The sequence below is a fragment of the Stanieria cyanosphaera PCC 7437 genome, from assembly GCF_000317575.1.
GTDB classification, from domain to species: Bacteria; Cyanobacteriota; Cyanobacteriia; order Cyanobacteriales; family Xenococcaceae; genus Stanieria; species Stanieria cyanosphaera.
On record NC_019748.1, the window covers coordinates 2542577 to 2557500 of the forward strand.

Below are 14924 nucleotides of genomic sequence, written 5' to 3' on the forward strand. Positions count from 1 at the left end.
CATTCATCGTTTTGTAAATATGGGAAAACCAACAGGCTTTATTGAATATCTCCGCGAAGAACCCTCGGAACTAGCACCACGCGATCGCATTCGGAACTGGGATGAATTTCATCTGCCTATGCCCGAGGCAAACCTCAAAACTCAGGCTGCTAGATGTATGGATTGTGGTACGCCTTTTTGTCATACTGGCATCACTATTAGTGGGATGGCGAGTGGATGTCCAATTAATAACTTGATTCCAGAATGGAACGATCTCATTTATCGCGGACTTTGGCGTGAAGCACTAGACCGCTTGCACAAAACCAATAATTTTCCAGAATTTACAGGCAGGGTATGTCCTGCACCCTGTGAAGGTTCTTGTGTTCTAGGTATTCACAACCCCCCAGTAACTATTAAAAATATTGAATATTCAATTATTGAAAAAGGTTGGGAATCAGGTTGGGTTAATCCCGAACCACCACAAAAACGTACGGGTAAAAAAGTTACTGTAGTCGGTTCAGGTCCGGCTGGACTTTGCGCTGCTGCCCAACTTAATAAGGCAGGTCATTGGGTAACGGTTTTTGAACGGGCGGATCGTCCTGGGGGTCTGTTGATGTATGGCATTCCCAACATGAAGTTGGATAAGCAAGAAATTGTCATGCGTCGGATTCAACTTTTGGAAGCCGAAGGGATTAAATTTATCTGCAATACTGAGATTGGTAAGGATTTACCCGCACAACAATTACTCAAAGAGTTTGATTCGGTAGTACTGTGTACAGGTGCAACCAAACCAAGAGATTTACCCATTGAAGGTCGTTCTTTAAAAGGCATTTATTTTGCCATGGACTTCCTTACTGCTAATACTCAAGCACTCTTAGAAGGCAAAGACACTAGTATTTCTGCTGCTGGTAAAGATGTAGTTATTATTGGTGGCGGTGACACAGGTACAGACTGTGTTGGTACATCAGTTCGTCACGGTTGTCGCAGTTTAGTACAACTAGAAATCATGCCCCAACCGCCCCAAGAACGCGCTTCTAATAATCCTTGGCCCGAGTGGCCCAAAATTTACCGTCTCGATTATGGACAGGAAGAAGCTGCTGCTCAATTTGGGAGCGATCCTAGAGGCTATTTAACTACTGCAACCAAGTTTGAAGGAGACGAACAAGGACAAGTCAAAGCCGTTCATACTGTACAAGTACAGTGGGAAAAAGATACTAATGGTCGCTTTATTCCTCAACCCGTTCCTGGTACAGAACAAATTTTACCTGCTCAATTAGTTCTATTAGCAATGGGTTTTCTCGGGCCGGAACAACCTCTACTAGAAGCTTTAGGACTTGACAAAGATCCTCGAAGTAATATCAAAGCAGATTATGACAAATATACTACTAATATTCCTGGTGTCTTTGCAGCAGGGGATTGTCGTCGCGGACAGAGTCTAGTAGTGTGGGCATTTAACGAAGGTCGTGGTGTTGCCCGAGAATGCGATCGCTATTTGATGGGCAGTACAGATTTACCGTAAATAACATCAGTTAATTTATCTTTTTAGAAAACTTTGAAAGCAATAAGGCGATCGCCAAATTAAAGAAGCGATCGCCTTATTGCTTTCCTTCATCTTCGTCTTCATCTTGAGCTTCATTCAACATCAAAACATATTCATTTATTTGTTTGGCATAATGTAAAACTCTTGGTACTTCCAAACAATCTGCATATTGTAAAATCTCTTTTCTCGATTCGTGAGCGATTGCAGCTAATTCTGTGAGATTATCTTCTGGTTGATGGTAAGCAATAGTTATTTCTACAAGCAATGGATGTCCCCAACTTTTTTCTGGATTTTTAATTTTTGAATCCGAGTTTTGTCCGCTCATTTGTGCGCTTTTACTTCCCAAGCTATAAAATACGCGATCGCTTTTTTCTTTTTTAAATAAACCCGTGACAAATCCTGATATTTTTTCTGCGTCTACAGCAAACCATTCTGGTGTTTCGCTATTTCGCAATCGTATTACTCTTAAATCTTTAAATTCTTCAAAAAACGGCTCGTTTCTTTCGCCAAAAGATAATCCTTGGTTAGATATTTGTGTATCTTGTAACCAAGACCAAGCTTGACGAATATTCTCTGCTTTACAATAAAGTATTGTTGGTTTATTTCTTAGCTCTTTGGTTTTGAGGGTATCCTTAATAAAGTTTCGGACTCTACATTTACCAGTAGAATCGTTTTTCCAGCCTTCCGCCTCATCAATTTTAGTTAGTGCTTCACGATAAGACATCCATTGACTGCCAGGAAAAATTGCTTCTATTTGTTGTGAATTTGAACTCATCTTAACGATCACTGGCAAAATTAAGGATTGATTATTGATTGTAGTTTCACCTGTTTTATTTACTAACCATAGTGCTACTTCATTAATCGGAGTATCGCTATCTAAATTACTTAGTTTTAGATTAGAAGGTGCAATTCTTACTCCTAACTGTCGTAACAAATCCATCAAGCTAGTAATAGCTTTATGTTTATAGCTTTTTCTTTCTGGAGTAATAAACTTGCTGACAAAACCCAACTTAGCAAACCCTAATTTAATTGCATTTTTAGGATCGCGCCAAGGAGAATATTTTTTAGTTTTTGGGGTAAATTTATAGATTTCCTGACCATAAAGTTCGATCCATACTGCTGTCAGTTCGGAAATATTATCTGTATTAGATTGAACTATCTCTTCGATTTCGGTAATTCTTTGATTAGTAGCTTCAATGATTGTCGGATTATTTGGCTTTTTGTCGAGAGATAAATTTAATTCTTGTGCAATTCCTCTCATCTCTTGAGTTTTAATATTAATAGTTAAGCCTTCAGGAAAATCATAACTACTTTCTTCAAGTTGTTGAATTCCCAAACAATATTGAATAGCTTTGAGGCGATCTGTTAAGTTATATTCTTTGATATACCACAGCCAAAAAGTTAAATGATTAATACCAGAATTGACAATAGCAGTTCTTAATGCTGATTGCCATTGTTGTTGTTATACTTTAAAATTATCAAGTTTTATTCCAAATTCCTCATCCGTTTCTTCTGGCTTTAGCTTTAGTTTTTTTAATTCTTCTTGTTGCTTTTCAATTAATTGTTGTTTTCTTAGTTGATATTCTGTTTCTGATTCTCTTTTTTTACGCTTGCATTTTCTTAATTCAGTTTCTTGTGTCTCAATAAATCTTTTCTTTCTATTTTCAAATTCCTTTTCTGTTTCTGCTTTTTGTTTAACTATCGGTTCATCAAAACTCCTCTTAGGTTTAGCTAAATCGAAATATTGTTTTGATTGTCCGCTATAGCTACAATTTTCACGTTGATATGATATTGTCTCAAAATGGTTTTTAACAAAATTAATTTTGTTTATTTGTGCAAATAAATTTTGAACATTCAGACTTGGTAATCCTTTTCCCACCTGATGCTGTGGTGTCATTCCTTCTTTAAAAACTACTCCAACACAATTTTTATCATTAGAATTATTTTGGAAATAATTGACTGGATTAGATAATATTTCTTGTGGAGTGGTGGATAGCAAATTTAATTCTGTTAAGAGTTGAGTTATTCTATTTTTATTTTCCCAGTCAGGTATCCATTGAATTTTTTTGTTAACTGTTTGCTTATACTTTTTTATTGGATAGGAGACAAAGCATTTACTGAAATTATTAGGGTTAACTTCTTTACCCCATTGTAACTCTGCCAATATATAAGCATTACTGGAATGGCTATGAGATAGCTTAGAATTAGGAAAACTTAACCATCTTCTAATGCTAGGTTTGATATGTATCTCTGGATAGGATTGATGGGGTACAGTTTTGACTTTTATTGTTAGGACTATTGAGTAGTAATAAATTGTTTCTTCTATTGTCGCCCTAATCGGATTCCAAGATATTAATTCTATGGGTTGAAATCGAGATGAAGTAGTACGATAAAATTTTAATGGTTGACCATCTATTGTAAAAGTATTCTCTGGCTTAGTTAATTCCGCAGCTATGATATAAGACAACAGAATAAAATCATCATTAATTAGATTTGCCGTACCATTGGAATGAGTATTAAAGTTACTACTATACAATACAGTTTTTGGTGACCAGATTAAATTATCTTCAGAAAAAAAGCTTTTCGCTTCTTCTCTTTCATCGGCAGTAATACCTTGCTTCTTTTTATTTGTTGGTTTGTCGGGAAATTCTAATTCAATCCAGTAGTTAATAATTGCTGAAATATATCTTGAATTTATAGTTTGTGGACTATAAGCTAAAAACTCTTGCTGAAAATCTTCAATATGAATTAAACCAGGAATTAATCTTAATGCTTGATAGAGAGATTTAACAGGAATACTTGTTTCATCTACAGATTGCTTGTTGCGATGTGCAGTTAATAATTTGAGATACTGTATTGCTTCTTCTGAGTCTTTAATTTGTAGTCCGTAATAAGTCTGGGGTTGCAAGTTAGCTTTTAATCTCAAAGCAACACCAGAGATTGTTTGATAAACCATAAAAATTATTCCTTAAAAACTAAAAATTTACTGTTGGTAAACCCGATACACCTTTGGTTTGAACAATAGCTTTATAAAAAGGCTTATATAAACGCTGAACGATTAACTTTTCTTGCTGCGGAATATCTGAATTGTCTTGAAAATAAGGATGTAATAAGTTAGCAATTCCTACTAATGTGCTACTTGCTTCGGTATCAGATTGACTATCGTTATTAGCCGTATGAGGAGCAAATTTTGCATCGCACCAAAATACTTCTGCGTTAGCATTACCCCTAATTAAACGACCAATTACTTGCCACAGACAGACAATAATATCCCAGTAAACAGCATTTCTGTCATTATGTTTTTCGTCTTGAGGTAAAGTTCTCAATCTAATAGAAAGCTGCAACCAATGTAACCATTGTTCATAAGCATCTCTGCGAAAGTTATTACCTAATTCTTCTAAAGTTTTGCCACTAGCATTTTTATAATTATCGATCGCCCAACGATTAATAGAATGAATAGCATAATAAAGATCGTCTGGACTAGGATGGGGTAAAACTAAAAAATATGCTGCACCTATTGCTGCTTTGCCGTCAATATTAACAATGTTATGTCCCCTTTCTATAGATTTTAATGGTGCAATTAATATTTCTTCTTTGCCCGTAGCAAATTCTTTTGATTGTCCCCGTTGTAATGATTTGTCTTTATTACTTTCCCATTCATTAGGAGTATTATCGTCGGGAGATAAAGGAATAGCGCGATCGCCCCATCCTAAATCTTCTAGATGTCCGTAAACTAAATCTGTTTGTTGATAACTACTTGTAAGTAGTAAAATTTTTCTACCGTTTAATTCTTGTAATTTTTCTTTTATATAATTTTCTTCAATTAATTTCCCGACAATTTTTTTCAAATTATATTCTTTCTTATCTCCCATACCTGAAACAGATATAGGTTTTTGTTGTTCATCATAAAAAGGTAAAAATTCCGAATCAATAACTATTTCTTTTTCTTCTTTTGGTGCTATTATTCCCGATACAGGAACATCAACATGAAAAGCAGCAGAATCATCAGCCCAACTTGTCCCTGACATCATTAATAAATGAGGACTTTTAAAATTATCTCCTTGAAATAAATTCGGAAAATTAGTAAATAGCCAACGTCCTACCCCAGTACAACGAAATACTTGCAAACTTCCTAATGGTTCGTTATAGGATTTAAGATATTGAAATGCTAATTGATTGCCCATCGGCATAGTGGGAATAAATGGATTAAAGTCTAATGGTGGAGATTCAAACCACATCGAATCCGAGATATTTAAGTTGAGTTCGCCTCTAACAAATTGCCATCTGCTAGTAACTAAATAGAGATTTCTTTGTAGAGTGCAGACAAGTAAAGTAAACTCTAGTGTTGCTACAAGTTTATTTTTTTCCTCTTTTGATAATTGAATAGTTGCTGCTTGGTTTATCCACTGTCTAATAGCTAACTTTTTCTTCTTTTTATTGGCTATCAGGGTTAACTGTAATAATAGTTGTTTATCTTTTCGATCTAATTCTTCAGCTTCTATAGTTGGTTCTAGCTTACTGTTAATATAAGGCTGAAAAACATTTTGCATCAGCCATTGGCGGTTGTTTATTTCTTCTGGTTGCTGATTTTGTTTATCGTTTACTGTTAGTAATGTCGCTACTTCATTTAATAGTAACCAATCAGTAAAATATTTTTTATAGCTACGCCATTTACCTAAATTAATCCTATTTTCTTCTGTTAATAAACCATAGATAGTATCAGCTATTTGACGAGCTTCTTGTAAAGCATCCCACCAATCAGAAATAAAATCTTTGTGTAATAACTTAGATTGAGTATATTTTAATTTAGTTTCAACTAAGTCATGCAGTTGATCTATCCAAGCATCTCTAGCAGGACGACGTAAAGTTTGATTGGGGCTAAATGCAATATCTAAATAAGCTTGGTGCTGATCAACTTCATCAATAATTACTAAATCGCTACGCCTTGCCATTAGTTCAAAATAACTAATATTTTCTCGGTTAATAGTTCGAGGCACTTTAGAATAAATTAAACTTCCTGGAGTAGCAATCCAAATTGAAGCTTCAACTAAGTCTCTTTCTTTTTGATGAGAAGGACAAACACCATAAGCGGGACAGTATTTATTACGAGCAAACTCTTCACCTTCATCTGGTTCTATTGGTTCTAAATTAAAACAAGGTTGTTCACCAATTTCAAAAACTTTTTCTAATCTCGGAGTGATATAAGGAGTCAGCAAACAGGTGTTGCTAAGATATTTAAACCCTGGATGATTTTGATTATAAGGTTCGTTGGGGTTAGCATTATAAACAGCCTTATGTAATCTACTTAAATGACTTGCTTTATTAGAATTACCTAAAATTGGTGCAACATCGTTAATATTGATTTCTGTAAAAGTTTTAATCAGATCAAATATTTGCAAGACATCTGCCACAATTAAAGTAACTTTTAAGCCTTTGCGATAAGCATATACTGTTAAAACTTTCATCAACACGGATTTACCAGCCGAAGGAATACCGCCTAAATGTCTGATGTGATCTAATTTGAGATAATCTGCTTCTACAAGTTTTTCATCATCATTAAATACTTCTAATTTCATCCTGTCAAAACAGCTTACCCAAATCGGATTTAATCCTTTTGCTGTTAACTGTTTGTCCATCCATTCTGCTGTAGAATGTAAATCACTCCAGGGGATTGCTAAAATTTTTCTTTGAGATCTACCTTGTAAATTATGACTGGGAGGAAGAGGAAATCTAACTAAATTTGAAGTAATATTTATAGTATCCATTCGCTTTTCTACTTCACATTTATATTGTCCTTCTGTTGCCCAAGGAACTTCTTTTCTTTGTGATAGTGCTACTACTGTATTTAAAGTTTTTTCGTAAATTTCAAAGCGATTATTAGCAACTGTAATATTAGTTCTTCTTGCAAAATTACCCGATTCTACTATTTCATAGCCTCTAGTTTCTTCTGGATATTCTAGATATTCATCTAAAGCATCTGACCACAGTTTAGGCGAACAATATTTCGCTAGCAAATGACGAGCAATAGCTAACATTTTTATTTGTTCTTCTGTCCAGTTTTGACTTTCGGGAAATGAATGATTGTATCCAGTTAATAAAACCCACAAACTTCTAGCAGTTGTATTAGGAAGAAGCACTTTTAACAAATAGAGTCCTAATTCTATATCTAATAACTTAACCTCCAAATTATCTGTCAGAGGTTCGCGCCATACTGCAATATCTCTCATTATTTTTTACTCAATTTTATTTTTACTTTCTGCATAAATGCTCCCTCAAACATGACCTGAGATTTTTTGAGAGGAACAGTACAGTAACTTCTAAATTCTTGTATATATTCGTTTCCGTAATGCTTGATTTCGTCGGGAAATACAAAAAAACATTCTTTATAAGGCTGTTCTTTCCAACGAGGAATAGGCTTATCAACTTTTTTTGCTAAATTATATGCAGACTCCCAAAACTTAAGATCGACTGCCCAAAATGTATCGTCAGGAAAAACTAAATGAAGATCGTAAGTATCGAGATTAGGAAAAAGAATTACCTCTTTTAAATCTAATTTTTTTAACTTATTAAATAACCTAACTTCTGGTTTACCAGGGCGGTGCATAAAATACCGCAAATCTTGCTTTAACCACATAACTGAATCGCTATTGTCGGCATCAAAAGGAATCAGTCTTTTCTTATATTGCAAACAGTGACGATTCTCACATTGCAGATCGCCGTTACTTTTCAAATACATTAAACCGCCACAATGACCACAACAATAAAACTTGCCATCTTTTTTATAAGATTCTGGTGCGGGTTCGTAACAATCTTGCATCAATTCTTTTAATGATGGAAAATCAATAACAGCAGTTGTATCAAGTTCGCTTTTGGTAATTACAGGATTCTCGATTATGTATTGCCGAAACTTAGTATATAAATTGCGATCACGAAAAGATTTTAATCTAAGCGTTTCTACTACCTTTCTTTGAAAATTACCATATTCTTCTAAATAATCTTCTGCGGTTTCAACACAAAAATTACTTGGTCTTTGCTCTTCTATTAAAGATTTACTATGCCAATCTTCAGGACAATTAATATCTAAATCCCAATCTTGTAAAGCACGTTGCGCCCAACGATTGAAAAAATCTGGAACGCCTTGTAAAGGTGGTATTGTTGCCAACAAACAATTCACAACTAATTTATCTACAGCCAACTGTAAATTTGCTGGATATTGAGATAATTTTTGTTTGGTTAAATTTTGGTGATATTGACATATTCCCTTGGCTATTTTTTGTATTGTTTCTTCATTCACTAAATATTTCTCCCGAGAATTTGAACTGTTTTGTCTGTCTACTAAGTTAATGTCATACCTTCTATGTCCTGCTGGAGTTCTAATTGCAGTAATTTTTCCAGCTTTCTCCCAACGTCGCAAAGTATCGACGCTAACCCCAAGACGCTGTGCTGCTTCTCTAGGACTGACAAACTCAGAAATGATTTTTTCCTCAACGCTTTTTAAAATATAACTTTTTTGTCTAGATTTGCCTAGATATTTTTTTATTGTCTTGGATTAAAAAATCTGAGAAAAATTCTCATAAAAACTAAAAAATCCCGTGTTAATCAATGAAACTGCTGGTTATCAGTGTGCATATATCATGCCACGTTATTAGGAAGATGTTCTTAATGGAGTAACGTATCAAAAGTTTTTTGAACAAAGCGCATGACAGGCATCTTAAAAAGTAGCAATAATCTTCTAAAGTCGCAAAAATCGACTATTTATGTTGATGCGATCGCTTTTCAACAATGAGTCTCAAATGTCGCTTTACGAAGTAATCTATACCGAATCAACCTAGCTCATATTAGACATCTGTAAAGAGTCTAGTAGTGTGGGCATTTAACGAAGGTCGTGGTGTTGCCCGAGAATGCGTCCCGCTTGTGCGCCTGCGAAGCAGATCGCTATTTGATGGGCAGTACGGATTTACCTTAAGAAAATTTTTAGTAATTAACTCACAAAAAATAAATGACCCTAACTTTGCTTGTAACGAAACAATTTAGTTAAGGTCATGTAATTTGAGGTCTAGATAAATCTATTAAAACTTTTAATCGACCTCGATTCAAGTAGTAAATTTTCTAAATTGTATGGGGGTAAATTTTTACCCCTTATTTTAAGTGATAAAAATTAATTTAGTTAGACTAATAAGGATAAACAGGAACATTAATATCAGTTTGGAATTGGTCAGCACTATTGTAAACACCTTGATTAGTCACGTTGCCGATACCGAAAGTAGCACTTTGGTTTTGTCCAGCTTGTACTGAATTTTGGATTTGAGGATCGATACTGTAACCATCCAAACCTAATTGAGTTTGAGTTAAATCATTTGAGACAGCTTGATTAGTAACATTACCAATGCCATGAGTTACAGCAGTATTAGAACCAGCTTGAACATTACTTTGTGCTTGTTGGGCAAAGGCAGCTACAGGAGAGAGAGTTAAAGCGAGAGTAGAGATGATTAGTACCGCTTTTTTCATTGTTCTAGACCTCTAAAATTTGTTTAATTTGATTTTTGCTTTCATTTATTAGATATGTCGGTAATCATTTTTTTATGCAGAGTAAATTTCAGTTATGTAGCATTACAAAGAAAGATTAGAACTTTCCTCTTCCCTATTCCCTATCCGCGCACTATAGTTTCCTTGCTATATTAGTCAGGTATTTGCCAGATAGCGATCGCTATTAATGATGCTCTTGAAAAACTAACCCTACCAATTCTACTTTCTGAAAAAGTAATCAGGAGGCGTACAACAGACTCGCAGCAATATTGTTAATAATTAATTTTTAACTGTTTAAATTAATGGTAAAAACATCAAACAATTAAAAATATGTTTTTATTATTATTAAGGGTTACTCTTTTTACGCTCAAAATTACCAGTTTTAATTAAGACAAAAAAGACAAACAAATAACTATTAACAATTTGGAAAATGAAGTAGGCATCTTTTAAAGAAGATTTTAATTTAGTGCTAAATAAATTTAAAGTACGATCGCACTTTGTCATTAAACCAATATAAAACATATATTAGGAATTGGGATAAGTGACTATACAATAATTAGGCTAGTTATATATTTTGTTAGCCAGAGAACATATTTATGCCTCGCCGAGACGATCTACACAAAATCTTACTCCTTGGTTCAGGTCCAATTGTGATTGGACAAGCTTGTGAATTTGATTATTCTGGTACGCAAGCGTGTAAAGCACTCCGAGAAGAAGGGTACGAAGTTGTTTTAGTCAATTCTAATCCCGCTTCAATTATGACCGATCCAGAAATGGCTAATCGTACTTATATTGAACCTTTAACACCTGAAATGGTTGAAAAGGTTATTGCTAAAGAAAGACCCGATGCTTTACTGCCAACTATGGGAGGACAAACTGCTCTGAATGTGGCAGTAGCTTTAGCCAAAAATGGGGTATTAGATCAATACAATGTAGAATTAATTGGTGCAAAGCTTCCTGCAATTGAGAAAGCGGAAGACCGTCTTTTATTTAAAGAAGCGATGGCAAAAATTGGTGTACCTGTCTGTCCTTCAGGTATTGCCAACAATATTAATGAAGCTAAACAAATTGCCCTAGAAATTGGTAGTTATCCTTTAATTATTCGTCCTGCTTTTACTTTAGGTGGGACTGGCGGTGGTATTGCCTATAATCAGGAAGAATACGAGGAAATGGCTCAATTCGGTATTGATGCTTCTCCTGTTTCTCAAATCCTGGTAGAAAAGTCTCTTTTGGGTTGGAAGGAATATGAGTTAGAAGTAATGCGAGATTTAGCAGATAACGTGGTGATTATCTGTTCAATTGAAAATATTGACCCGATGGGGGTACATACTGGCGACTCGATTACCGTTGCACCAGCCCAAACTCTAACTGATAAAGAATATCAAAGATTAAGGGATTATTCTAAAGCAATTATTCGGGAAATTGGGGTGGAAACTGGTGGTTCTAATATTCAGTTTGCAGTCAATCCTGTAAATGGGGACGTAATTGTCATTGAAATGAATCCCCGTGTTTCTCGTTCTTCCGCCTTAGCTTCTAAAGCTACGGGATTCGCGATCGCAAAATTTGCTGCTAAGTTGGCTGTTGGTTATACTCTTGATGAGATTCCTAACGATATTACTCAAAAAACACCCGCTTCCTTTGAACCCACTATTGATTATGTCGTTACTAAAATTCCTCGCTTTGCGTTTGAAAAGTTTCCTGGCACAGAACCAATTTTAACTACTCAAATGAAGTCTGTCGGTGAAGCAATGGCAATCGGACGGACATTTTGCGAATCTTTTCAAAAAGCACTACGTTCCCTCGAAACTGATCGTTATGGCTTTGGTTGTGACCGACAAGAAACTCTTCCTTCAATTCCTCAAGTTCGTTCTCATCTACGTACTCCTAATCCCGAAAGAATTTTTAGCGTCTATCACGCTTTGAGAATTGGCATGACTCCAGAAGAAATTCACGAATTAACCGCGATCGATTTGTGGTTTCTGGATAAAATGCAGGAATTAGTTGAGACAGAAAAGTTTCTTAAGTGTACTTCGTTGGAACAAATCACCGCACAACAAATGCGGTCGGTCAAACAACAAGGCTTTAGCGATCGCCAGATTGCTTTTGCCACTAAAACTACAGAGGATGAAGTTAGGGATTATCGCAAGAAGTTGGGGATTATTCCTGTTTATAAATTAGTAGATACTTGTGCAGCCGAATTTGAAGCTTTTACTCCTTATTACTATTCTACTTACGAAGAAGGAGAATCAGAAATTACTCCATCAGATAAACGTAAGGTAATGATTTTAGGTGGTGGACCTAATCGAATTGGACAGGGAATAGAATTTGACTACTGTTGTTGTCATGCTGCCTTTTCTCTCTCCAAGGCTGGATTTGAAACCATCATGGTTAACTCCAACCCCGAAACTGTTTCGACTGACTATGATACAAGCGATCGCTTGTATTTTGAACCTTTAACCAAAGAAGATGTTTTAAATATCATCGAAGCTGAACATCCCGAAGGAATTATTATTCAATTTGGTGGACAAACACCCTTAAAATTGGCAGTACCACTAAAAAACTATTTACAGTCATTAGCAGACAAACCAGGCAAAGCAACCAAAATCTGGGGTACATCACCTGATTCAATTGATACGGCTGAAGATCGAGAAAAATTTGAAAAAATTCTTCGAGAATTGGATATCAAACAACCACCCAATGGTACAGCAAGAAGCTATCAAGAATCACTTTCAGCAGCGCGGAGGATCGGTTATCCTGTGGTGGTTCGCCCTTCCTATGTTCTAGGAGGTAGGGCAATGGAAATTGTTTATTCCGACAGTGAATTAGAACGCTACATGAAATATGCCGTACAGGTAGAACCAGATCATCCGATTTTAATTGATAAATTCTTAGAAAACGCGATCGAAGTTGATGTTGATGCCCTTTGTGATGCTACGGGTAAAGTAATTATCGGTGGAATTATGGAACACATCGAACAAGCTGGTATCCACTCAGGCGACTCTGCTTGTTCCATTCCTTATAATTCTCTCTCCTCGACTGCGGTAGAAACAATCCGTACCTGGACAATTCAGTTAGCACAAGCTTTAAAAGTAATTGGTTTAATGAATATTCAGTATGCAGTACAAGGAGAACAAGTTTATATCATCGAAGCCAATCCTCGTGCTTCTCGTACTGTTCCCTATGTTTCCAAAGCGACAGGGGTTCCTTTAGCCAAATTAGCCTCTTTGATTATGTCAGGAGAAACTCTAGCATCTCTGGGTGTAACAAAAGATGTTGTTCCAGAGTACGTTGCCGTTAAAGAAGCTGTTTTACCCTTTAACAAATTCCCTGGGAGTGATACCCTTTTAGGGCCAGAAATGCGTTCGACAGGGGAAGTTATGGGCATCGATAGCGATTTTGGTAAAGCCTTTGCCAAAGCAGAACTTGCAGCAGGAGTTGATTTAGCCTTACAAGGAACAGTTTTTATTTCCATGAGCGATCGCGATAAACAAGCTGCTGTTCCGGTAGTTCAAGATTTCCTCGATCTAGGCTTCAAAATTGTAGCTACTTCTGGAACTCGTCAAATTCTGCAAGAAAACGGAATTAAAGAGGTTGAGTTGGTTTTAAAAGTCCATGAAGGTCGTCCCCATGTAATTGACTGGATTAAAAATAAGCAAATTCAGTTAATTATTAATACTCCTACAGGAGAAGAATCCCAAACCGATGCCAGATTAATTCGTCGTATGGCACTAGATTATAAATTACCAATTATTACTACGGTTGCTGGGGCAAAAGCTACTGTCGCTGCTATTCGTTCTCTGCGTTCTGAAACTTTGAATGTCAAGGCTTTGCAAGATTATATTTCTGTTAATGTCTAACGATTAACTTCTAATCATAAGGGGCAAACGCTGGTTTGCCTCTACGCAAATTATGTCTATTTTGCTTCGTACTAGTTTATGATTAGAGCTAAATTACAATAAAATTGCTGCTCTTTCTGCCAAACTCGAACGTTCTCCTTTAGATAACGTAATATGACCCGCTAAAGATTCTCGTTTAAATCGTTCTACTACATAAATTAAACCATTACTAGCTGCATCTACATAAGGATTATCAATTTGATCAGGGTCACCTGTTAAAACTATTTTAGTTCCTTCTCCAGCACGGGTAATAATTGTCTTTACTTCATGAGGAGTAAGATTTTGTGCTTCATCAATAATTAAAAACTGTTGAGGAATGGTTCTACCCCGAATATAAGTTAAGGGTTCGATTTGCAATAGTCCCAATTCAATCAAATCTTCGTATCCTCGTCGCCAATGTTTTGGTTTATCAGATAAATCTTGAGTTCCAAAAATCAGATCGAAATTATCATAAAGAGGTTGCATCCAAGGAGTTAGTTTTTCCTTAATATCTCCTGGTAAATAACCAATATCTTTTCCCATCGGTACTACCGGACGAGAAATTAACAACCTACTATATACTTTTTCGTCAGCGACCTTTTGTAATCCTGCTGCGATCGCAAGAAGAGTCTTACCTGTCCCTGCTTTACCCACCAAAGTAACTAAAGGCACTGAATCTTTTAAAAGCAAATCAAGAGCAAATTTTTGTTCACGGTTGCGAGGATGAATTCTCGAAACTCCTGATGTTGATAATTTAATTAAAGGTAAAACTTCTTTTCCTGCTGCATTAATCATTCCTAAAGCTGTATGAGAAGGATTAGCAGCATCAATTAAAGTAACAGCTTCATTAGCTAATAATTCTTTTGTGACGGCAAGTTTCCCGTTGTGAAAAAACTGGTTAATTTCTTCTGAACTCACTATAAGTTCGGTAACACCAGTATAAAGTTCTTGAATATCTACTTTATCAGTTTGATAATCTTGAGCATCTAATCCCAAAGCATCAG

At 35.6% G+C, this 14924-nt stretch carries 8 protein-coding genes (1 of these 8 cut by a window edge); 2 read left to right on the forward strand and 6 right to left on the reverse strand.

The window, feature by feature from the left end:
• Positions 1-19: 19 nt before the first annotated feature.
• Entirely contained in the window at positions 20-1498 is a 1479-nt protein-coding gene (gltD, locus tag STA7437_RS11025) for a glutamate synthase small subunit (RefSeq protein ID WP_015193465.1), read from the forward strand.
• Between the two features lie 76 nt (positions 1499-1574).
• On the opposite strand, the gene STA7437_RS26875 is transcribed toward gltD, so the two are convergent.
• The 5 genes from STA7437_RS26875 to STA7437_RS11045 form a co-directional block, all read right to left on the reverse strand.
• Positions 1575-2948, reverse strand: a complete 1374-nt coding sequence (locus STA7437_RS26875) for an RNaseH domain-containing protein (protein WP_322785862.1) — start codon at positions 2946-2948, stop codon at positions 1575-1577.
• Positions 2949-2981: 33 nt separating this feature from the next.
• The gene (locus STA7437_RS26880) at positions 2982-4475 is read right to left on the reverse strand and encodes a pPIWI_RE module domain-containing protein (RefSeq protein ID WP_216087039.1); all 1494 of its coding nucleotides are present in this window, start codon (positions 4473-4475) and stop codon (positions 2982-2984) included.
• Positions 4476-4494: 19 nt separating this feature from the next.
• On the reverse strand, positions 4495-7746 hold the full coding sequence (locus STA7437_RS11035) for a pPIWI_RE_Z domain-containing protein (protein ID WP_015193466.1): 3252 nt from the start codon (positions 7744-7746) through the stop codon (positions 4495-4497).
• Complete coding sequence (locus tag STA7437_RS11040) at positions 7746-8933, reverse strand: restriction endonuclease-related protein (protein ID WP_041619329.1); 1188 nt, start codon at positions 8931-8933, stop codon at positions 7746-7748. Before STA7437_RS11040 ends, STA7437_RS11035 begins: the two co-directional genes overlap by 1 nt.
• Positions 8934-9691: 758 nt before the next feature.
• Positions 9692-10027: a hypothetical protein gene (locus STA7437_RS11045; protein WP_015193468.1), complete on the reverse strand. Its 336-nt coding sequence runs from the start codon at positions 10025-10027 to the stop codon at positions 9692-9694.
• A 614-nt stretch (positions 10028-10641) separates the two neighbouring features.
• Between STA7437_RS11045 and carB the strand changes: the two genes are divergently transcribed.
• Positions 10642-13902: a carbamoyl-phosphate synthase large subunit gene (gene carB / locus STA7437_RS11050; RefSeq protein ID WP_015193470.1), complete on the forward strand. Its 3261-nt coding sequence runs from the start codon at positions 10642-10644 to the stop codon at positions 13900-13902.
• Positions 13903-13995: 93 nt separating this feature from the next.
• Here the strand turns inward: carB and STA7437_RS11055 are convergent, their stop codons facing one another.
• On the reverse strand, positions 13996-14924 hold the 3' portion of the coding sequence (locus STA7437_RS11055) for a PhoH family protein (protein ID WP_015193471.1). 397 nt of this gene lie beyond the right edge of the window; only the last 929 of its 1326 coding nucleotides appear in the window; the start codon falls outside the window, past its right edge — the gene reads right to left on this strand; its stop codon occupies positions 13996-13998.